Annotated in this window: 20 protein-coding genes and 1 riboswitch; of the genes, 12 read left to right on the forward strand and 8 right to left on the reverse strand. The window is 59.3% G+C overall.

The window, feature by feature from the left end:
* The first annotated feature begins 325 nt into the window (after positions 1–325).
* The gene (gene purH, locus ACOI7Z_RS25375) at positions 326–1,915 is read left to right on the forward strand and encodes a bifunctional phosphoribosylaminoimidazolecarboxamide formyltransferase/IMP cyclohydrolase (protein WP_023291607.1); all 1,590 of its coding nucleotides are present in this window, start codon (positions 326–328) and stop codon (positions 1,913–1,915) included.
* A gap of 15 nt (positions 1,916–1,930) precedes the next feature.
* Positions 1,931–3,226: a phosphoribosylamine--glycine ligase gene (purD, locus tag ACOI7Z_RS25380; RefSeq protein WP_043523029.1), complete on the forward strand. Its 1,296-nt coding sequence runs from the start codon at positions 1,931–1,933 to the stop codon at positions 3,224–3,226.
* On the opposite strand, the gene zraR is transcribed toward purD, so the two are convergent.
* Complete coding sequence (zraR, locus tag ACOI7Z_RS25385) at positions 3,216–4,547, reverse strand: sigma-54-dependent response regulator transcription factor ZraR (RefSeq protein WP_023291605.1); 1,332 nt, start codon at positions 4,545–4,547, stop codon at positions 3,216–3,218. The two genes, purD and zraR, sit on opposite strands and share 11 nt — an antisense overlap.
* Complete coding sequence (zraS, locus tag ACOI7Z_RS25390) at positions 4,534–5,928, reverse strand: two-component system sensor histidine kinase ZraS (protein ID WP_023291604.1); 1,395 nt, start codon at positions 5,926–5,928, stop codon at positions 4,534–4,536. Before zraS ends, zraR begins: the two co-directional genes overlap by 14 nt.
* A 258-nt stretch (positions 5,929–6,186) precedes the next feature.
* Between zraS and zraP the strand changes: the two genes are divergently transcribed.
* Positions 6,187–6,624, forward strand: a complete 438-nt coding sequence (gene zraP / locus ACOI7Z_RS25395; RefSeq protein ID WP_064158561.1) for a zinc resistance sensor/chaperone ZraP — start codon at positions 6,187–6,189, stop codon at positions 6,622–6,624.
* 3 nt (positions 6,625–6,627) lie between these two features.
* On the opposite strand, the gene ACOI7Z_RS25400 is transcribed toward zraP, so the two are convergent.
* The 6 genes from ACOI7Z_RS25400 to nudC form a co-directional block, all read right to left on the reverse strand.
* Entirely contained in the window at positions 6,628–7,323 is a 696-nt protein-coding gene (locus ACOI7Z_RS25400; RefSeq protein WP_023319466.1) for a DUF1481 domain-containing protein, read from the reverse strand.
* A gap of 12 nt (positions 7,324–7,335) precedes the next feature.
* Positions 7,336–7,608 (reverse strand): nucleoid-associated protein HU-alpha, encoded by a 273-nt coding sequence (gene hupA / locus ACOI7Z_RS25405; protein WP_002884342.1) that lies wholly within the window; start codon positions 7,606–7,608, stop codon positions 7,336–7,338.
* Between the two features lie 186 nt (positions 7,609–7,794).
* Complete coding sequence (locus ACOI7Z_RS25410) at positions 7,795–8,385, reverse strand: YjaG family protein (RefSeq protein WP_087849436.1); 591 nt, start codon at positions 8,383–8,385, stop codon at positions 7,795–7,797.
* A 42-nt stretch (positions 8,386–8,427) separates the two neighbouring features.
* Complete coding sequence (nfi, locus tag ACOI7Z_RS25415) at positions 8,428–9,099, reverse strand: deoxyribonuclease V (RefSeq protein WP_023291601.1); 672 nt, start codon at positions 9,097–9,099, stop codon at positions 8,428–8,430.
* Between the two features lie 12 nt (positions 9,100–9,111).
* On the reverse strand, positions 9,112–10,176 hold the full coding sequence (gene hemE / locus ACOI7Z_RS25420; RefSeq protein ID WP_023291600.1) for a uroporphyrinogen decarboxylase: 1,065 nt from the start codon (positions 10,174–10,176) through the stop codon (positions 9,112–9,114).
* A gap of 40 nt (positions 10,177–10,216) precedes the next feature.
* Positions 10,217–10,990, reverse strand: a complete 774-nt coding sequence (nudC, locus tag ACOI7Z_RS25425) for an NAD(+) diphosphatase (protein WP_023291599.1) — start codon at positions 10,988–10,990, stop codon at positions 10,217–10,219.
* A gap of 94 nt (positions 10,991–11,084) precedes the next feature.
* Between nudC and ACOI7Z_RS25430 the strand changes: the two genes are divergently transcribed.
* The 9 genes from ACOI7Z_RS25430 (at position 11,085) to ACOI7Z_RS25470 (ending at position 19,536) form a co-directional block, all read left to right on the forward strand.
* Complete coding sequence (locus ACOI7Z_RS25430) at positions 11,085–11,582, forward strand: Rsd/AlgQ family anti-sigma factor (protein WP_023291598.1); 498 nt, start codon at positions 11,085–11,087, stop codon at positions 11,580–11,582.
* Positions 11,583–11,635: 53 nt separating this feature from the next.
* Positions 11,636–11,760: riboswitch (TPP riboswitch) on the forward strand.
* A gap of 84 nt (positions 11,761–11,844) precedes the next feature.
* Positions 11,845–13,740 (forward strand): phosphomethylpyrimidine synthase ThiC, encoded by a 1,896-nt coding sequence (gene thiC, locus ACOI7Z_RS25435; protein ID WP_048296413.1) that lies wholly within the window; start codon positions 11,845–11,847, stop codon positions 13,738–13,740.
* Complete coding sequence (gene thiE, locus ACOI7Z_RS25440; protein ID WP_087849435.1) at positions 13,740–14,375, forward strand: thiamine phosphate synthase; 636 nt, start codon at positions 13,740–13,742, stop codon at positions 14,373–14,375. Before thiC ends, thiE begins: the two co-directional genes overlap by 1 nt.
* Entirely contained in the window at positions 14,368–15,123 is a 756-nt protein-coding gene (gene thiF, locus ACOI7Z_RS25445; protein ID WP_023291595.1) for a thiazole biosynthesis adenylyltransferase ThiF, read from the forward strand. Before thiE ends, thiF begins: the two co-directional genes overlap by 8 nt.
* On the forward strand, positions 15,107–15,307 hold the full coding sequence (gene thiS, locus ACOI7Z_RS25450) for a sulfur carrier protein ThiS (protein WP_017901114.1): 201 nt from the start codon (positions 15,107–15,109) through the stop codon (positions 15,305–15,307). The genes thiF and thiS overlap by 17 nt, the downstream gene beginning before the upstream one ends.
* 1 nt (position 15,308) lies before the next feature.
* Positions 15,309–16,079 carry a thiazole synthase gene (thiG, locus tag ACOI7Z_RS25455; protein ID WP_004206751.1) on the forward strand — a complete coding sequence of 257 codons (771 nt, stop codon included), beginning with the start codon at positions 15,309–15,311 and terminating at the stop codon, positions 16,077–16,079.
* Complete coding sequence (thiH, locus tag ACOI7Z_RS25460) at positions 16,076–17,209, forward strand: 2-iminoacetate synthase ThiH (RefSeq protein ID WP_023291594.1); 1,134 nt, start codon at positions 16,076–16,078, stop codon at positions 17,207–17,209. Before thiG ends, thiH begins: the two co-directional genes overlap by 4 nt.
* 316 nt (positions 17,210–17,525) lie before the next feature.
* On the forward strand, positions 17,526–19,058 hold the full coding sequence (locus ACOI7Z_RS25465) for a sensor domain-containing diguanylate cyclase (RefSeq protein ID WP_017901111.1): 1,533 nt from the start codon (positions 17,526–17,528) through the stop codon (positions 19,056–19,058).
* A gap of 172 nt (positions 19,059–19,230) precedes the next feature.
* Entirely contained in the window at positions 19,231–19,536 is a 306-nt protein-coding gene (locus ACOI7Z_RS25470; RefSeq protein WP_002884150.1) for a PTS sugar transporter subunit IIB, read from the forward strand.
* The last annotated feature ends 2 nt before the right edge of the window (positions 19,537–19,538 follow it).

A 19,538-nucleotide genomic window follows, 5' to 3' on the forward strand; every position in this document is an offset into this window, starting at 1 on the left:
TTCTCGAGCGCCCGCAATAGAAAAATGGCAGAAAAATGACTGACTGCTGCATTCCCCAGCAAAACCCCGCCTTATACCTCTTTACACACAGAATTATCCACAGGAAAGCGTCAAAACATGACCGCACGCCCCGCGGATCGGCAGCTATATAGAAGGAGAACCATCGGCCTAAAGAGAAAGATAAAAATTCGCGAGCGTTGCGCAAACGTTTTCGTTACAATGCCGCGCTATGACACGGATGCCCGGTTGGGTGCGTTAGGTGAGTTTTTAGGCAAAAACTCACCTAACGCTCTCTGTAATGTTCAAATCCTGGGGATTTAATACCATGCAACAACGTCGTCCAGTCCGCCGCGCTCTGCTCAGTGTTTCTGACAAGGCCGGTATCGTCGAATTCGCGCAGGCGCTTTCCGCTCGTGGTGTCGAGCTGCTGTCCACCGGCGGCACCGCCCGCCTGCTGGCAGATAAAGGCCTGCCGGTAACCGAAGTCTCTGACTACACCGGTTTCCCGGAAATGATGGATGGACGCGTGAAGACCCTGCATCCGAAAGTACACGGCGGCATCCTCGGTCGTCGCGGTCAGGATGATGGCATCATGCAGCAGCACGGTATCGCGCCTATTGATATGGTGGTCGTTAACCTCTATCCGTTTGCCCAAACCGTCGCTCGTGAAGGCTGCTCGCTGGAAGACGCGGTGGAAAACATCGATATCGGCGGCCCAACCATGGTCCGCTCCGCGGCGAAGAACCACAAAGATGTCGCCATCGTGGTGAAGAGCAGCGACTACACCGCCATCATTAATGAAATGGACGCCAACGAAGGCTCCCTGACGCTGGACACCCGCTTCGACCTCGCCATTAAAGCCTTCGAACACACCGCCGCGTACGACAGCATGATCGCCAACTACTTCGGCAGCATGGTTCCGGCCTATCACGGCGAAAGCAAAGAAGCCGCTGGCCGCTTCCCACGCACCCTGAATCTGAACTTCATTAAGAAGCAGGATATGCGCTACGGCGAAAACAGCCACCAGCAGGCTGCCTTCTATATAGAAGAGAATGTCAAAGAAGCTTCCGTGGCAACCGCTACCCAGCTGCAGGGTAAAGCGCTCTCCTATAACAATATTGCCGATACCGATGCGGCGCTGGAGTGCGTGAAAGAGTTCAACGAACCGGCCTGCGTGATCGTTAAGCACGCTAACCCGTGCGGCGTTGCCGTCAGCGACTCGATCCTTGACGCCTACGATCGCGCATACAAAACCGACCCGACCTCCGCGTTCGGCGGCATCATCGCCTTCAACCGCGAGCTGGATGCCGACACCGCGCAGGCGATCATCTCTCGCCAGTTTGTCGAGGTGATCATCGCCCCGTCCGCCAGCGAAGAAGCGCTGAAAATCACTGCCGCGAAGCAGAACGTCCGCGTACTGACCTGCGGTCAGTGGGAAGCGCGCGTTGCCGGTCTCGATTTCAAACGTGTCAACGGCGGCCTGCTGGTTCAGGACCGCGATCTCGGTATGGTCACCGCAGGCGAACTGCGCGTGGTCAGTAAACGTCAGCCGAGCGAGCAAGAGCTGCGCGATGCGCTGTTCTGCTGGAAAGTGGCGAAATTCGTCAAATCCAACGCCATCGTGTATGCCAAAGACAATATGACCATCGGCATAGGCGCCGGCCAGATGAGCCGCGTCTACTCGGCGAAAATTGCCGGGATTAAAGCCGGTGACGAAGGTCTGGAAGTGAAAGGCTCCGCCATGGCCTCCGATGCCTTCTTCCCGTTCCGCGATGGGATTGACGCCGCGGCTGCGGTCGGCATCACCTGCGTTATCCAGCCGGGCGGCTCTATCCGCGACGACGAAGTGATTGCCGCCGCTGACGAACACGGCATCGCCATGATCTTCACCGATATGCGCCACTTCCGCCATTAATTCATGGAGCTGCAGATGAAAGTATTAGTAATCGGCAACGGCGGGCGTGAACACGCCCTGGCCTGGAAAGCGGCCCAATCGCCGCTGGTTGATACCGTCTACGTTGCGCCGGGCAACGCAGGTACCGCGCTGGAGCCGTCGCTGCAAAACGTCGCCATCGGCGTCACCGATATTCCGGCGCTGCTGCGCTTCGCTCAGGATGAAAATATCGACCTGACCATCGTTGGTCCGGAAGCGCCGTTGGTGATTGGCGTGGTCGACGCGTTCCGTGCCGCCGGGCTCGCCATCTTTGGGCCAACCGAAGGCGCGGCGCAGCTGGAAGGCTCGAAAGCCTTCACCAAAGATTTCCTCGCGCGTCATCACATCCCGACGGCGGAATACCAGAACTTCACCGAAGTTGAGCCAGCGCTGGCTTACCTGCGCGAGAAAGGCGCGCCGATCGTCATCAAAGCCGACGGTCTGGCGGCGGGTAAAGGCGTTATCGTGGCGATGACCCTTGAGGAAGCCGAAGCGGCGGTCAAAGACATGCTGGCCGGTAACGCCTTTGGCGACGCCGGACACCGCATCGTCATTGAAGAGTTCCTCGATGGCGAAGAGGCCAGCTTTATTGTGATGGTCGACGGCGAGCACGTCCTGCCGATGGCCACCAGCCAGGATCACAAACGCGTCGGCAACGGCGATACCGGCCCGAACACCGGTGGGATGGGCGCTTATTCTCCGGCGCCGGTCGTGACTGATGAAGTCCATCAGCGCACCATGGAGCGTATTATCTGGCCAACCGTGAAGGGCATGGCCGCGGAAGGCAACACCTATACCGGTTTCCTGTATGCCGGTCTGATGATCGACAAGCAGGGCAACCCAAAGGTCATTGAGTTCAACTGCCGCTTTGGCGATCCGGAAACCCAGCCGATCATGCTGCGCATGAAATCTGACCTGGTAGAGCTGTGCCTCGCCGCCTGCGCCGGCAAGCTGGATGAGAAAACCTCCGAGTGGGATGACCGCGCATCGCTGGGGGTAGTGGTTGCCGCCGGCGGCTATCCGGGCAACTACAACACGGGCGATGAGATCCATGGCCTGCCGCAGCAGGAAGCGGCAGACGGTAAAGTCTTCCACGCCGGCACGAAACTGTCTGACGACCAGCGCGTGGTCACCAACGGCGGGCGCGTACTGTGCGTCACCGCCCTGGGCGATACCGTAGCGCAGGCGCAGCAGCGCGCCTATCAGCTGCTGACCGATATTCGCTGGGATGGCAGCTTTAGCCGAAACGATATCGGCTGGCGCGCCATTGAGCGCGAAAAGGCTAACGGCTAAGTTTCGCCAACAGCGTTTTCCGCGTAATGCCTAACTGACGGGCGGCTTCGGTTTTGTTGCCGCCCGTTTTTTCCAGTGCCGCCAGAATCACCTCTTTTTCGACTTCCACTAGCGGCTGAATCAGCCCCTCCTCGCTCCCGCCTGACGGCAGCGGCGTACCCGCAATCGCCAGCGGCAGTTCCCGCCCGGAGATATAGTCCCCGGTCAGTAGCACCACCGCCCGCTCCACCGCGTTTTCCAGCTCGCGAATGTTGCCCGGCCAGGAGTAGTGGATCAGCAGGTCCATCGCCTGTGGCGTGAACCCCTTTACCGCCTTACGATTGCGTTCGGCATAGCGTTTGAGAAAGTGCTGCGCCAGCGGCGGAATATCTTCCCGGCGCCGGCGCAGAGGCGGCATCTCAATAGTCACGACGTTCAGGCGGTAATAGAGATCCTGGCGGAAACGCCCGGCGCTTACCTCTTCCGCGAGGTTGCGGTGGGTGGCGGCGATCAGCCGCACATCAACGGCAAGCGTCTGGTTGCTGCCGACCCGCTGCACCTCCCGCTCCTGAATCGCCCGCAGCAGCCGGACCTGCATCAATGGCGAGATATCGCCAATTTCATCGAGGAACAGCGTGCCGCCATCCGCTTCGACAAAGCGCCCCTCACGTCGCCGATCCGCGCCGGTAAACGCCCCTTTTTCATGGCCGAAGAGTTCCGACTCCAGTAGCGACTCATTCAGCGCCGCGCAGTTGAGCGTCACCAGCGGCTTATCACCGCGCCCGCTGCAGGCGTGGATGGCGCGCGCCACCAGTTCCTTACCGGTTCCCGACTCCCCATAGATCAGCACCGTCGCATCCGAAGGGGCTACCAGCGTAATATTATTAAGAAGCGCCTGCATCGCCGGGCTGTCGCCTATCATGCCCCAACGCGAACTCGCTGCGGCGGGGTGTTCGCCCTCGCTATGCCGGGTGTGTGCCAGCGCCTGGACTAACGTCTGCTGTAACGTGTCAAAATCCAGCGGCTTAATCAGATAATCCAGCGCCCCGGACTTGATGGCCTCCACCGCCGTATCGACGCTGGAGAACGCCGTCATGATCAGCACCGGGATCGCCGGGTTATAGGCTTTAATCTCTTTTAACGTCGCGATACCGTCCATCTCCGCCATGCGAATATCGCACAGCACCAGGTCGAAGACCTGCTGATGGATCAGCTCCAGCGCCTGCAGGCCGTTGTGGGCTAATGCCACCTGATAGCCCCAGCCGCGCAGCAGCGCCTGCAGGATCGTGCAGTGGCTGATGTCATCATCGACAACCAGAATCTGTACCTTATCGCTGCTCATCTTCCCTCCGTTGAGCATCAATCGGTAGCCAAAGCGTAAATATCGCTCCAGCCCCCGGCTGACTTTCGGCGCGGATCGTCCCGCCATGTTGTTCGATAATATTCTGCACCACCGCCAGCCCCAGCCCGGTGCCGTCCGCTTTGGTGGTGAAATAGGGGGTGAAGATGGCCTGCAGCTCTTCGGCAGTCATCCCTTTACCGCTATCTGCGATGACGATTTTCATCCGCTGACGGTCAGCTTCGCTTGCCGATACGCGAATGACGCCGTCACGGCCAATCGCCTGCATCGCGTTCAGGTACAGGTTCAACAACACCTGGTTCAGGCGGTCGGCATCGGCGTTGATCGTGGAGAGCTCCGGGCGCGGAGTGAATTGCAGCGCTATCCCGCGACTCTGCGCATCCTGGCTGACCAGCTGTAATGAGTGGTGGATAAGCGCGTTGATATCCACCGGCTGATAATTTAAATGCGCGGGCCGGACCAGCTCCAGCAGTTCGCTGACCACCCGGTTCAGGCGGTCGGCCTCTTTGGCCATCACCCGCGCTAACTGATGCGACTCGCCGCCCGGCGGCGTGCGCTCGGCAAAATATTTCGCCAGCCCTTTAATCGACGAGAGTGGATTGCGGATCTCGTGCGCCACACCCGCCGCCAGATGGCCAAGCGCCACCAGTTTCTCTTTGCGGGCCATCGCCTCCAGCAGTTGTTTCCGCGAGCGACGATAGCGGCGGAACCAGAACTGGGCGAGGATCGTTGCCGCTGTCACCAGCGCGGCGGCGCCCAGCATGATGACCATATTCCGCTGCCCGCGGGCCTGCGCGGCATCCAGCTCACGGCTATCAAAGGCGATAAAAATCACCTGCGGGACGGTGGCTTGAGCCAGGGCGCTGTCGCCGCGATTCATCATGCCCCTATGGTGGCCGCGGGCCGGATTGAGCGGGCGAAACTGGCGATAGACCTCCATGGCCGGCTGCGGCTCGCTAAGCCGCCGCCAGCGCGCCTGTTCGCCAACCGCCAGCGCACGCATCTGCGCGGGGCTGTAGAGCGTTTGGCCCACCTGCTGCGGATCGCTGTGAGCGATGATGGTGCCATTGTCATCAGTCACCGCGAACCACAGGACGCCCGGCTGCCAGGCCATCTCTTCCAGCAGGGCCTGCAGCTGCGCGTGATGCATCCGCATTCCCATGCCGACGCGCGTGCCGGACTCCAGCGCGCGGATAAGTACGCTCCCCTTCTCCTCAATAGTGTGTCGGGCGGCGGTCGTCTCACGACCGTAATCGCGGACGATCATCGCGGAGAATAGCACCACCAGCAGCACCACCGTACCGGTCAGCAGCCAGCTCAGCGCGCCAGCGGCAGCGTCCCGGGAAAAAGGTTTGATCTTCATCGGCGAGTCCTTGTCATCTCCTTTTCGCTATCAGCAGGATCTTTCAGCAGAAATCATGCCATGTTTCCGCGCGGCCAAACCTGCTCTCAAACATATCGCCTGCGCTTTAGCGAGTAAAAATGACTCGCCGGTCCCGGGCGGAACGGGTCATTTTTACTCGCCTTCTCTGCCACGGCCTCGGCAGGCCTGTTCGGACGGGCTTTTTCAGGCTGGCATGGAAGATGCAATACCGAGAGAAACCACACAGGAGAAAATGCCATGAAACGGAACCGTAACTTATCTCTCGCCCTCGTCACCCTTGCCGCGCTGACCTTCGGCAGCAACGCGGCCTGGGCCAACCACCACTGGGGCAACAATAACGGGATGGGCAACCAGGGCTACAGCCAGCTGACCCAGGAGCAGCAGGCTACCGCGCAAAAGCTGCATAACGACTACTATGCGCAAACCAGCGCCCTTCGCCAGCAGCTGCAGTCCAAACGCTATGAGTACAATGCGCTGCTCACGGCGCAAAAGCCGGACAGCGGCAAGATTGAAGCCGTCGCTCAGGAGATGGAAGGCTTACGCCAGAAGCTGGATCAGCAGCGGGTGAAATTTGATCTCGCGCTGGCTGAGGCAGGCGTTCCCCGCGGCGCAGGCATGGGATATGGCGGCTGTCGCGGTAGCGGCGGCGGTCATAGGGGCATGAATCACTGGTAAAGGTTAGAAGCTTTTTTCCGTCGGCTGCCAGGTGCAGAAGTTTTCATTGGCCACCAGCAGCAGTTGAGAGCCTTCCGGCGCCTCAAGCCAGGCAATGCTCACCGCGGCGGAAGCGTGGCTCTGGCGGCGTTCAATGTGCGCCAGCGCCCGACTATCGAGGTCGGGCGTCACCGTCTGCCCTTCGCAGGTCAGGACGGTATGCGCGGCGGCGTTCCAGCGCCCCTGACGCAGGACGACCCGACCCTGACGGAGGGCGTCGCTGGTCTGGCGAATCTGCTCGGCGCGATAACGGTACAGCGCGACCTGGTCGCTGGAGAGCTGCTGCTTCTGCCCGTCAACTTCCCGCTGCATAAAGCTCAGATCGCCCTGCGCGTCGAAGCGGGCGCGAATATGTTCCGGCGGCTTGCCGTAGACATTCAGTTCAATAAGCGTCAGCTGATCGCCCTGCCAGCGATATTCGCTGGTCGAGGTGTCCCCGTGACGCCACGGGCTGAAGGCGGCGAGAAGATGGACTTCATCGCCAGAATCTTTACGCCAGATACGCATCGCCCCCTGGTTGTCCGCATAACCGCTGGCGGTAAACGGTGGTAGCGACGCGTTATGGCTGCAGGCAGTTAGCAACAGGATGCCCGCCAGCGCCAGAGGCCGGCGCCAGACAGACAAAAGGGGCTTAATAGCCCCTTCGATAAAACTGTTCACTGCCACGCGGTCTTACTTAACTGCGTCTTTCAGTGCTTTGCCAGAAACAAATGCCGGCACGTTAGCTGCAGCGATTTTGATCTCTTTACCGGTCTGCGGGTTGCGGCCAGTACGCTCAGCGCGGTGGTTCACTTTGAAGGTACCGAAACCAACCAGTTGAACAGCATCACCTTCTTTCAGAGACTCAGTAATTGCAGCCAGGGTAGATTCCAGGGCAGCTTTAGCCTGTGCTTTGGACAGGTCAGCTTTGTCCGCAATTACATCAATCAGTTGAGTCTTGTTCATAAGTTATCCTTACAATGTGTTTATCGCTTGCTAAGCATCGAGTGCGACGGAAATGCCAAAAAAGCACCCTCCTGCATACACGCACCGATAGCCACTTTTTTTCGCCCTCCAAATGTAGACCAGACGGGGGGCGGAATGGAAGCCTTCAGACGCTACAATTCAGGCGGTAAATCACGTTTTCTGGTCTCACTGCTGAAAATTTATACCAATATTGCTCTCGCCGGCCTCACGCAGGTCCGCGCGCAGGCCTTTTATCAGCTCAAGGTCACGCTCTTCGCAGTCGGCCAGCAGGCGGAAAATTTCCCACTGAATGTCCCATTCCTGCTCTACCGCCGAGTTCGCTTTCAGCTCTTCGTCGGTCATTTCGCGGCCTTCCTGGGTCATTTCCAGCATCGCCACGGTGGTGATGGAGGTTTTGCTCACCTCGATCGCGTGCTCGAGCGTTTCGCCGCTCAGACGGGAATGGATCAATTCGCTCAACGCCACGCAGGCGTCTATGGCCGGATAAACACCGTACAGGTCGAAATCATCTGCCGCCGGGATCGCCTCTTCCAGTTTCTCCAGTTGACTGTCGAAATTCACCTTCGCATCTTTAACCGTCAGCGTTTCCCAGATCAGATCCAGGATACGACGGTACAGCTGGCCGTCGCCAAACTCGGTTTGCTTGCAGAACATCGCGTAGTTGGGGTACATACGCTCGCACAGGCAGGCCATAAAAGTGACATGCTGCCAGCTTTCCAGCTTCTCCAGGCGCAGGTGAATCGGGTTTTGTAACATGATGAATTCTCGAAGTCAGAAATTAGGCGCAGTGTACCTGAATCAGCTGTGATTTGCTTGCCAACGCACAAATGACGGACGGCGGGACGCCACCGCATCAGCCCAGCGCGTCGGCTCGGGCAGACGATAGCCTCGCATGCAGCGTTCGACCCACATTAAGGCGCTGTCCATGCCCACCCGGTGGCCGGTGCTAATAAACAGCGGGTTGCAGCGGACTTTACTGCGCCAGACCCAGGCCAGTTGCTCATTTTTATCCATCAGCGGGGCCAGCGCGCCGGGGGCATCACCCAGTTCGCCGATTTTTCCACACAGCCGTTTTTTCGCCACCCCGATGGTCGGCACGTCGATCATCAGGCCAAAATGGCTGGCGACGCCCAGCCGCCGGGGATGGGAAATACCGTGCCCGTCAACAAACAACAGGTCCGGTTTTTGCGAAAGCTGCTCCCACGCCGCCAGCAGCGCAGGCGTTTCGCGAAACGAGAGAAAGCCGGGAATATAGGGCATGGAGGTGGCGACGCGCGCCACCTGATACTCCACCAGCTCTAGTTCAGGCCAGGTCAGCAGCACCATCGCAGCTCGGGTGACCTCCCCTTCCTGCTCAAACCCGACATCCGCACCGCCGATCAATACTGGCGGGTCGCGATCCAGTCGATCCGCCCGCTCTACCGACGCGGCTAACTGTTGCTGTTGGATACGGAGTGCGGCTAAATCCATATGGCTGATCTCCTACTGGTGATAGGGTGCGGAAAGACGATGCACCGCTTCAACAAAGACGCCCGCATGCTCAGGATCAACGTCCTGATGGATGCCGTGGCCGAGGTTAAAGACGTGGCCTTCCCCCTGACCAAAGCCGGCGAGGATGGTCGCGACTTCTTCTTCAATACGCGCGGCGGGCGCATAGAGCATGGACGGATCCATATTGCCCTGCAGCGCGACTTTGTTGCCCACGCGACGACGGGCATCGGCAATATCGGTGGTCCAGTCGAGACCCAGCGCGTCACAGCCGGTCTCCGCCATCGCTTCCAGCCACTGACCGCCGCCTTTGGTGAACAGCGTCACCGGCACGCGGCGGCCTTCGTTTTCCCGCAGCAGGCCATCGACGATTTTATGCATGTAGTAGAGGGAGAACTGCTGGTAGTCGCGGCCGGTCAGCACCCCGCCCCAGGTGTCAAAAATCATCACCGACTGCGCGCCGGCTTTGATCTGCGCGTTGAGATACAGGGTGACGCTCTTCGCCAGCTTATCCAGCAGCGCGTGCAGCGCCTGCGGGTCGGCGTACATCATCTTTTTGATGACGGTGAAAGCCTTGCTGCTGCCGCCTTCCACCATGTAGGTCGCCAGCGTCCATGGGCTACCGGAAAAACCGATCAGCGGCACTTCGCCTTTCAGTTCGCGGCGTATGGTGCGCACGGCATTCATCACGTAGCCCAGTTCCTGCTCGGGATCCGGGACTGGCAGCTTGTCGACGTCGGCTTTGCTTTTCACCGGCGAGGTGAAGCGCGGGCCTTCGCCTGCCTCAAAGTACAGCCCCAGCCCCATGGCGTCCGGGATGGTCAGGATGTCCGAAAAGAGGATCGCCGCGTCCAGCGGGTAACGACGCAGCGGCTGGAGCGTCACTTCGCAGGCCAGCTCGGCATTTTTACACAGCGACATAAAGTCGCCCGCTTGCGCACGGGTGGCTTTGTACTCCGGTAAATAGCGGCCCGCCTGGCGCATCATCCACACCGGGGTGACATCAACCGGCTGACGCAGCAGCGCGCGCAGGTAACGATCGTTCTTCAGTTCGGTCATTTTTACATTCCTTTAGCGTTGATACGCCCAGTGTAACATGTCACTCGAACTCTGCCCGACACATCGCGACGGTATCTTCGATAAGCCGGCGCGCCACCGTCCCCGGCGGCGGCAGAAGCGGCAGATCGTCATAGCGGTACCAGTCCGCGCTGAGTAACTCTTTTTTATCCACCACGATATCGCCCTCCGCGTAATCCGCCATAAAGGCAGTCATCAGCGACTGCGGGAACGGCCACGGTTGAGAAGTCACGTAGCGCAGATTTTTCACCCGGATACCGCTCTCCTCCATCACCTCACGGGCAACGGCCTGCTCGAGGGTTTCGCCGACCTCGACGAACCCGGCCAGCACGGTGTGTACCCCATTGCGATGTCGGGTATGTTGCGCCAGCAGGATCGCATCGTCGCGACGGATAGCGACGATAATGCACGGGGCAATTTGCGGGTAGTAACGTTCACGACAGTGGCTGCACAGCATCGCCCATTCGCTTTTACTGGCATGCATCGGGTGACCGCAGTAGCCGCAAAATTTATGCGATCGATAAAATTCGGCGAGCTGGATCCCCCGTCCCGCCAGCTGAAAGAGTCCCGGATCCTGATCCAGCACCTGGCGTAACGATCCCATGTCATGGCGGCGATCCTGGCGCACCATCCACACCGGATCGCCCTGCCATTCGCCGATATGCAGCGCATGCTGGCCGACAAGATCGAAATTAACCGCTTCGCCATGTGGTAATTCTCCACCAGGCAACCATAATTTTTGTTCGTGACTGACAACCCACCAGCCGCGATCTAATTTTTCAATAATACGATCCATATCTATTGCACTACCTTTGCTTCACTGGCATGTTGTTAACATTATATTTACATTTTTGGTGAGCAGATTTAAATCAAAACTAGCGGAGTCAATCATGCTAAACCAGCTGGAAAATCTGACGGAGCGCGTTGGCGGTAGTAATGAACTGGTCGATCGCTGGCTACAAGTGCGTAAGCATCTGCTCGTGGCTTACTACAATCTGGTTGGCCTGAAACCGGGCAAAGAGTCGTTTATGCGGCTAAACGAAAAGGCGCTGGATGACTTTTGCCAAAGTCTGGTGGATTACCTCTCGTCCGGTCATTTTAGTATTTATGAACGCATTATTGGCGAAATGGAAGGCGATACCCCACTTTTAGCCGCCACCCGGCTTTACCCGCAGCTGGAAGCCAATACCCAGCAGATGATGGACTACTACGATACCTGCCTCGAAAACGCCATTGATCATGATAACTACCTTGAATTTCAGCAGGCGCTGTCGGATATCGGCGAGTCGCTGGAAGCGCGTTTCGCCCTGGAAGATAAACTGATCGCCCTCGCCGTCGCCCATCATCTGAACGATGAGGTGCGCGATAATATTGCCCCGACCGCTTGAGTTGTGTGCAATTAACGAGTAGTTTACCTTCATTCCCCCTCTCCGGAGGGGATGTCATCTTGTCGGAGTGCTTATTTTCCATGTGAAGGCTAACGTGGAAAAGGCTGAGACCGTTAATTCGGGATCCGCGGAACCTGATCAGGCTAATACCTGCGAAGGGAACAAGAGTAAACTGCTGTTCGCGTCAGTCCGTCAGGGCCGATCGCATCTGTTACTCCATCCGTCGTCTGACAAGCCATGTCCTTTTCATCTGGAATGCGCTATGTCTACTACCAAACTGACCCGTCGTGAGCTACGCGAGCACGCGCAGCGATTTATCGATACGCTGGAAGGCGCTGCTTTCCCTAATTCGCGCCGTATCTACATTCAAGGTTCACAAGCGGATATCCGCGTCCCAATGCGTGAAATCCAGCTCAGCCCAACCCTCGTCGGCGGCGATAACGATAACCCACAGTACGAAGCCAACGAACCGATCCCGGTGTATGACACCTCCGGACCTTATGGCGACCCGGATATTGGCATTAATGTCCGCCAGGGGCTGGCCAGGCTGCGCCAGCCGTGGATCGACGCGCGCAATGACTGCGCCCCGCTCAGCGAACGCAGCTCGGCCTATACCAAAGCGCGGCTGGCCGATGACGGCCTTGATGAGCTGCGCTTCAATAGCCAGCTGACGCCAAAACGCGCCGTTGCCGGCAAATGTGTTACCCAACTGCACTACGCCCGCCAGGGGATCGTCACCCCGGAGATGGAGTTCATCGCCATTCGCGAAAACATGGGCCGCGAACGTATTCGCAGCGAAGTTCTGCGCCAGCAGCATGCCGGCGAAGGCTTCGGCGCCCGCCTGCCGGAAAACATCACCCCTGAGTTCGTCCGTGATGAAGTGGCCGCCGGGCGCGCCATCATCCCGGCCAATATCAACCACCCGGAGTCTGAGCCGATGATTATCGGCCGCAACTTCCTGGTAAAAGTGAATGCTAATATCGGCAACTCGGCGGTGACCTCCTCCATCGAAGAAGAGGTCGAGAAGCTGGTCTGGTCCACCCGCTGGGGCGCCGATACGGTGATGGATCTCTCCACCGGCCGCTATATCCACGAAACCCGCGAGTGGATCCTGCGTAACAGCCCGGTACCGATCGGCACCGTACCGATTTACCAGGCGCTGGAGAAAGTCAACGGCATCGCCGAGAACCTCACCTGGGAAGCCTTCCGCGATACCCTGCTGGAACAGGCCGAACAGGGCGTCGACTACTTCACCATTCACGCCGGCGTACTGCTGCGCTACGTCCCGATGACCGCGAAGCGTCTGACCGGCATCGTTTCGCGCGGCGGCTCAATCATGGCCAAATGGTGCCTGTCGCACCATCAGGAAAACTTTCTCTACCAGCATTTCCGCGAAATCTGCGAAATCTGCGCCGCCTATGACGTGTCGCTGTCGCTGGGCGATGGCCTGCGCCCCGGCTCCATTCAGGATGCCAACGACGAAGCGCAGTTCTCCGAGCTGCGCACCCTCGGCGAGCTGACGAAAATCGCCTGGGAGTATGACGTGCAGGTGATGATCGAGGGCCCCGGCCACGTGCCGATGCAGATGATCCGTCGCAATATGACCGAGGAGCTGGAGCACTGCCACGAAGCGCCGTTCTACACCCTCGGGCCGCTCACCACCGACATTGCGCCGGGCTACGACCATTTCACCTCCGGCATCGGCGCGGCGATGATCGGCTGGTTCGGCTGCGCCATGCTGTGCTATGTCACGCCAAAAGAGCATCTCGGCCTGCCCAACAAAGAGGATGTGAAGCAGGGACTGATTACCTACAAAATCGCCGCCCACGCCGCCGACCTGGCGAAAGGCCACCCCGGGGCGCAGATCCGCGATAACGCCATGTCGAAGGCGCGCTTTGAATTCCGCTGGGAAGACCAGTTTAACCTCGCGCTGGATCCGTTTACCGCCCGGGCCTATCACGATGAAACCCTGCCGCAGGAATCCGGCAAAGTTGCCCACTTCTGCTCCATGTGCGGTCCGAAATTCTGCTCAATGAAGATCACTCAGGAAGTCCGCGACTACGCCGCCAGACAGGCCATCGACGCCGGCATGGCCGATATGTCGCATCACTTCCGCGCCCGCGGCGGCGAAATCTACCTGAAACAGGAGGAAGTCTGATGTATCAGCCTGATTTTCCACCCGTCCCGTTTCGTCTCGGACTCTACCCGGTAGTGGACAGCGTGGCGTGGATTGAGCGCCTGCTCAAAGCCGGAGTACGTACTCTTCAGTTACGCATCAAAGACCGACGCGACAGCGAGGTGGAGGATGACGTCATCGCCGCCATCGCCCTTGGCCGCCGCTATCACGCCCGGCTGTTCATTAACGATTACTGGCGACTGGCGATCAAGCACCAGGCCTACGGCGTGCATCTCGGACAAGAAGATCTGGAAACCACCGATCTGAGCGCCATCCGCCAAGCCGGGCTACGTCTGGGCGTCTCCACCCATGACGATATGGAGATTGATGTCGCCCTGGCGGCGCGCCCCTCTTACATCGCCCTGGGTCACGTCTTCCCGACGCAAACCAAACAGATGCCCTCCGCGCCGCAGGGGCTGGATCAGCTTGCCAGACATATCCAACGCCTGGCGGATTACCCCACCGTGGCGATCGGCGGAATTAGCCTTGAAAAGGCCCCGGCGGTGCTGGCGACCGGCGTCGGCAGCATCGCAGTGGTCAGCGCCATCACCCAGGCGGCGGACTGGCGGGCAGCGACCGACCAGTTGCTGGCGCTGGCGGGAGCGGGCGATGAATGATCACGACTTTATGCGCTATAGCCGTCAGCTGCTGCTGGAGGATATTGCCATCGAGGGGCAGCAGAAGCTGTTAGCCAGCCGGGTGCTGATTATCGGCCTTGGCGGGCTGGGCTCCCCGGCGGCGCTCTATCTGGCCGGGGCTGGCGTCGGGACGCTGACCCTGGCCGATGACGACGCCGTGCATCTCAGTAATCTGCAGCGGCAGATCCTGTTCACCAGCGCGGATATCGATCGGCCAAAAGCCGCGGCGGCAAAGACGCGGCTCAGCCAGCTAAATCCGCAGATCAAACTGGTTGCGCTCCAGCAGCGATTAAGCGGCGAGGCGCTGCGCGCCGAGGTGGCGAAAGCGGACGTGGTGCTGGACTGTACCGATAACATGGTCACCCGCCAGGCGATCAATGCCGCCTGCGTGGCCCTCGACATCCCGTTAGTGACCGCCAGCGCCGTCGGCTTCGGCGGTCAGCTGATGGTGCTCACCCCCCCCTGGACGCAGGGTTGCTATCGCTGCCTGTGGCCGGATAGCGACGAACCGCAGCGCAACTGCCGCACCGCGGGGATCGTCGGCCCGGTGGTCGGCATGATGGGCACGCTGCAGGCGCTGGAAGCCATTAAGCTGCTCAGCGGCATGACGACGCCGCGCAACACTCTGCGGCTGTTCGACGCCCGCACCAGCAACTGGCGTAACCTGGCGCTACAGCGTTCCCGGGGCTGCCCGATTTGCGGAGGGCGGCATGCAGATCTGGTTTAACGACGAGCCGCTGGCGTGCGCCGACCATCTCAGCGTCAGCGCCCTGCTGACCCAGCTCGAACAGCTGCAGCCGGGCGTCGCGCTGGCGCTCAATCAACACATTCTGCCGCGCGACCGGTGGGAAGATCATCTCTTGCAGGAAGGCGATCGAGTCCTGCTTTTTCAGGTTATCGCTGGAGGCTGACATGTTACGTATTGCAGACAAAACATTTGAATCCCATCTTTTCACCGGTACCGGCAAATTCGCCGCCCCGGAGGTGATGGTTGAGGCGATTCGCGCCTCGGGCAGCCAGCTGGTCACCCTGGCGATGAAGCGCGTCGATTTACGTCAGCACAATGACGCCATCCTCGCCCCGCTGCTGGCGGCGGGAGTCAGCCTGCTGCCGAATACCTCGGGCGCCAAGACAGCGGAAGAGGCGGTGTTTGCCGCCCGTCTGGCACGGGAAGCCTTGGGCACCCACTGGCTGAAACTGGAGATCCACCCGGACGCCCGCTGGCTGCTGCCCGACCCGATTGAAACCCTGAAAGCGGCGGAGCTGCTGGTCCGCGAAGGGTTCGTGGTGCTGCCCTACTGCGGCGCCGACCCGGTGCTGTGTAAACGGCTGGAAGAGGCTGGCTGCGCGGCGGTGATGCCCCTGGGCGCGCCGATCGGCTCCAATCAGGGGCTGGAAACCAAAGCCATGCTGGAGATTATTATCGAGCAGGCGACGGTGCCGGTGGTGGTCGACGCCGGCATCGGCGTTCCAAGCCATGCGGCGCAGGCGCTGGAAATGGGCGCGGACGCGGTGCTGGTCAATACCGCTATTGCCGTCGCCGACGATCCCGTGGCCATGGCCCACGCTTTCCGTATGGCGGTCGAGGCCGGCTTGCTGGCCCGTCAGGCCGGACCGGGGGCGCGCAGCGCGCAGGCGCAGGCCACCAGCCCGCTCACCGGATTCCTGGAGGCGCTGGCATGAAAACCTTCAGCGATCGCTGGCGGCAGCTGGAGTGGGACGACATCCGCCTGCGCATCAACGGTAAAACCGCCGCCGATGTCGAACGGGCGCTGGCGGCCAAACAGCTGACCCGCGACGACATGATGGCCCTGCTTTCGCCGGCGGCGGCCGGGTATCTTGAACCTCTGGCCCAGCGCGCGCAGCGGCTTACCCGTCAGCGCTTCGGCAATACCGTCAGCTTCTACGTGCCGCTGTATCTCTCCAACCTGTGCGCCAACGACTGCACCTACTGCGGCTTCTCGATGAGCAACCGCATTAAGCGCAAGACGCTGGATGCTGCCGAGATTGCCCGCGAGTGCGCCGCGATCCGCGACCTGGGCTTTGAGCATCTGCTGCTGGTGACCGGTGAGCATCAGGGCAAGGTGGGAATGGATTATTTCCGCCAGCACCTGCCGGCAATCCGCAGCCAGTTTGCCTCGCTGCATATGGAGGTGCAGCCGCTGGCGACCGACGAGTATGCCGAGCTGAAAACCCTGGGGCTCGACGGGGTGATGGTCTATCAGGAGACCTATCACGAAAGCATGTACGCTCAGCACCACCTGAAAGGGAAAAAGCAGGATTTCTTCTGGCGGCTGGATACGCCGGATCGCCTGGGCGAGGCGGGGATCGATAAGATCGGCCTTGGCGCGCTGATTGGCCTTTCCGACAGCTGGCGGGTGGACTGCTTTATGGTCGCTGAGCACCTGCTGTGGCTGCAGCAACGCTACTGGCGCAGCCGCTATTCGGTCTCCTTCCCGCGTCTGCGTCCCTGCGCCGGCGGCATTGAACCGGCCTCGCTAATGGATGAGCGTCAGCTGGTGCAGACCATCTGCGCCTTCCGCCTGCTGGCGCCGGAGGTTGAGCTGTCGCTATCCACCCGCGAATCCCCCTGGTTCCGCGACCGGGTGATCCCGCTGGCGATCAATAACGTCAGCGCCTTCTCCAAAACCCAGCCCGGGGGTTACGCCGACGACCATCCGGAGCTTGAGCAGTTCGCGCCGCACGATGACCGTCGGCCTGAAGAAGTCGCCAGCGCGCTGGCTGCCCGCGGCCTGCAGCCGGTGTGGAAAGACTGGGACAGCTGGCTGGGACGCGCCTCGCAAACCTCATGATGTACAGTGTAAGCGCCTGATATTTTTGCGCGCCTGCACGAGAGATGAAAAACGGAGGCTGGCCCGCCAGGCGCCCTTTTTCTATTCTGCCCAGGTCAGCAGCGGACGCTGACCAGGGCGAACCTTTTCTTCCTCATTTTCGCCCTGCCTCTCCGCGCTGATCGAGGACCTGTACATTGTCGCCGAATATAAATCACGATACATGAAGGCCTCAGAGTTATAATTGAGCAATAGTTAACTGATTCGATCGGCAGGCGTCGCAGTCGCAACCTGCGTTCGGACCCATGGTTTATACATCCGGGACGATTAACGATTCATGGCTCTACACAACAGAAAGCTCTCTTTCACGACGCCGATCGTCGTGGGGTTTGCCGGCATCTTGCTCAGTTTTATGCTGATCGCTATTTTTGTCACCCTGGCGCAGCGAAAAGATTTTCTTGAAGATTATCACGACATTAACCGCAACTTTACCCACAACCTGGCGATCAACTACACGGAAACCCTGCTGCGGGAAAATGATTTTATCCTTGGGCGCGCGGTCGCCTTCTTTGCCCGCAATGACGAACTGAATCGCGCAGTCAATGTGGAACCGGAGAAAGGGTTAACGACGCTGATGCAGTTACAGAACATGATGCCGAGCGTCTCATCCATCTCGCTGGCGGATACCGAGGGCCACTATCTGCGCGCCCCGGAGGTGCTGGAAAATGAAGACAGTCAGGCTTTCGATCCCAGAACGCGACCCTGGTTTATCAAACAGGCGGAAGCCAGCACCTTCAGCCACTACACCAGCCCATATATGGATTTTTTTACCCACCATCCGACGATTACCATTTTCAAACCCATCATCACCCCGGAGGGGAAACTCAAGGGCAGCCTGGCCTTTCATCTCGATCTCACCTCCATGGGGTTCGCGCTGCGCCAGATGGTCGCCCCCGTACAGGGCGAGTTTTTTGTGGTGCAGCGTGATGGCAAAGTGGTCCTGCACTCCGACCCTGGCGCGCTGTTTAAACCCTTCGTCAGTAATGAGCTGATGGATAAAATGACCAGCGGCGAGGGGCAGCTTTACGATCCCGGGAGCGACACCTGGTATTACTATTACTCCTTTACCAATCCCGACTGGTTTGTGATTTTCCGTGTCGATAACACTACCCTGGTTAATCTGACGCGCCATGAAACCAATTTAGTGATCGGCGGTTTCGCCCTCGCGGCGATCATCATCATCCTGTTCGGCCTTTATCTGCGTCATGCCTCCCGCACCGTGCTGATGAATATCATCAATGCGATTAAAACCGGCGACGTCAAACGCGCCCCACGCCTCGAGGCGATGCTGAGTAAAGCCATTGAAACTAATAAGCAGCGCGAACTGACCTACGTCCGCCAGGCGACCATTGACGCGCTCACCGGCTGCAAGAACCGCCGCGCCTTCGACAGCGATATTGCCGCGCTGATGAACGATCATCAGCCGTTCGCCCTCGCGCTGGTCGATATCGATAACTTTAAATCGATCAACGACACCTGGGGTCACCTCAACGGCGATATCGTTCTGCGTAACGTCGCCCGCGAAGGGCTGCAGGTCCTCCAGCCGCTGGAGATATCCCTCTATCGCTATGGTGGTGAAGAGTTCGCGGTGGTCTTTCCTGCCGAACATATTGATAACGCCCGCACGCTGCTGGAAACATGGCGGGTAAACGTCGAACGGCGCACGTGGCGCGAAGATGGCCTGACGGTCACCTTCAGCGCCGGGCTGGGGGAATGGAACATGGAGCCGCTGGATAAACTGGTGGTGAGCGTCGATGAAGCGCTGTACAAAGCCAAACAGCAGGGTAAAAACCGTATCCTGCGCGCCTAGGACTTTAGCGCCGCAACCGCCCACTTCGGTGGGCTTTTTTATTTTTTCCGGCAAAAATGAAACCGGTTCCAATTTTTGTGTGATGACTTACACACAATCACGGTAAAGCGGTTGTCGCATCGTCAGGGCCGCGATAAACATAAGACATCACGGAACACAAGGGCCACTGACTATGAAGAATATCGTTTTGTGCTGTGCCGCCGGTATGTCTACCAGCATGCTGGTTCAGCGTATGCAAGATGCCGCGCAGAAGAAAGGTGTTGAGGTCTCAATCAAGGCCGTACCGGTCGCCGAGTTTAAAGATAATCTGGCCGCCGCCGACATTATTCTGCTCGGCCCGCAGGTGAAATATGAGCAGGCGAAGCTGCAGGCGCTGGCCGACCCGTTCGGCAAAAAGGTCGCCGTGATCGATATGATGGACTACGGCATGATGAAAGGTGATGCCGTTCTGGATAAAGCCCTTAAGATGCTGGAGTAATC

The sequence above is a fragment of the Klebsiella sp. C283 genome, assembly GCF_048822555.1.
GTDB lineage: Bacteria > Pseudomonadota > Gammaproteobacteria > Enterobacterales > Enterobacteriaceae > Klebsiella > Klebsiella quasipneumoniae.

Excerpts from the sequence above, each read along its gene's own strand:
- purD (WP_043523029.1), top strand. The coding sequence starts at position 1,931 with ATGAAAGTATTAGTAATCGGCAACGGCGGGCGTGAACACGCCCTGGCC.
- thiE (WP_087849435.1), top strand. The coding sequence starts at position 13,740 with ATGTATCAGCCTGATTTTCCACCCGTCCCGTTTCGTCTCGGACTCTAC.
- hupA (WP_002884342.1), bottom strand. The coding sequence starts at position 7,608 with ATGAACAAGACTCAACTGATTGATGTAATTGCGGACAAAGCTGACCTG.
- ACOI7Z_RS25430 (WP_023291598.1), top strand. The coding sequence starts at position 11,085 with ATGCTAAACCAGCTGGAAAATCTGACGGAGCGCGTTGGCGGTAGTAAT.
- ACOI7Z_RS25410 (WP_087849436.1), bottom strand. The coding sequence starts at position 8,385 with ATGTTACAAAACCCGATTCACCTGCGCCTGGAGAAGCTGGAAAGCTGG.
- thiC (WP_048296413.1), top strand. The coding sequence starts at position 11,845 with ATGTCTACTACCAAACTGACCCGTCGTGAGCTACGCGAGCACGCGCAG.
- thiF (WP_023291595.1), top strand. The coding sequence starts at position 14,368 with ATGAATGATCACGACTTTATGCGCTATAGCCGTCAGCTGCTGCTGGAG.
- thiG (WP_004206751.1), top strand. The coding sequence starts at position 15,309 with ATGTTACGTATTGCAGACAAAACATTTGAATCCCATCTTTTCACCGGT.
- ACOI7Z_RS25465 (WP_017901111.1), top strand. The coding sequence starts at position 17,526 with ATGGCTCTACACAACAGAAAGCTCTCTTTCACGACGCCGATCGTCGTG.
- thiS (WP_017901114.1), top strand. The coding sequence starts at position 15,107 with ATGCAGATCTGGTTTAACGACGAGCCGCTGGCGTGCGCCGACCATCTC.
- zraP (WP_064158561.1), top strand. The coding sequence starts at position 6,187 with ATGAAACGGAACCGTAACTTATCTCTCGCCCTCGTCACCCTTGCCGCG.
- zraS (WP_023291604.1), bottom strand. The coding sequence starts at position 5,928 with ATGAAGATCAAACCTTTTTCCCGGGACGCTGCCGCTGGCGCGCTGAGC.
- purH (WP_023291607.1), top strand. The coding sequence starts at position 326 with ATGCAACAACGTCGTCCAGTCCGCCGCGCTCTGCTCAGTGTTTCTGAC.
- hemE (WP_023291600.1), bottom strand. The coding sequence starts at position 10,176 with ATGACCGAACTGAAGAACGATCGTTACCTGCGCGCGCTGCTGCGTCAG.
- ACOI7Z_RS25470 (WP_002884150.1), top strand. The coding sequence starts at position 19,231 with ATGAAGAATATCGTTTTGTGCTGTGCCGCCGGTATGTCTACCAGCATG.
- nfi (WP_023291601.1), bottom strand. The coding sequence starts at position 9,099 with ATGGATTTAGCCGCACTCCGTATCCAACAGCAACAGTTAGCCGCGTCG.
- nudC (WP_023291599.1), bottom strand. The coding sequence starts at position 10,990 with ATGGATCGTATTATTGAAAAATTAGATCGCGGCTGGTGGGTTGTCAGT.
- zraR (WP_023291605.1), bottom strand. The coding sequence starts at position 4,547 with ATGAGCAGCGATAAGGTACAGATTCTGGTTGTCGATGATGACATCAGC.
- thiH (WP_023291594.1), top strand. The coding sequence starts at position 16,076 with ATGAAAACCTTCAGCGATCGCTGGCGGCAGCTGGAGTGGGACGACATC.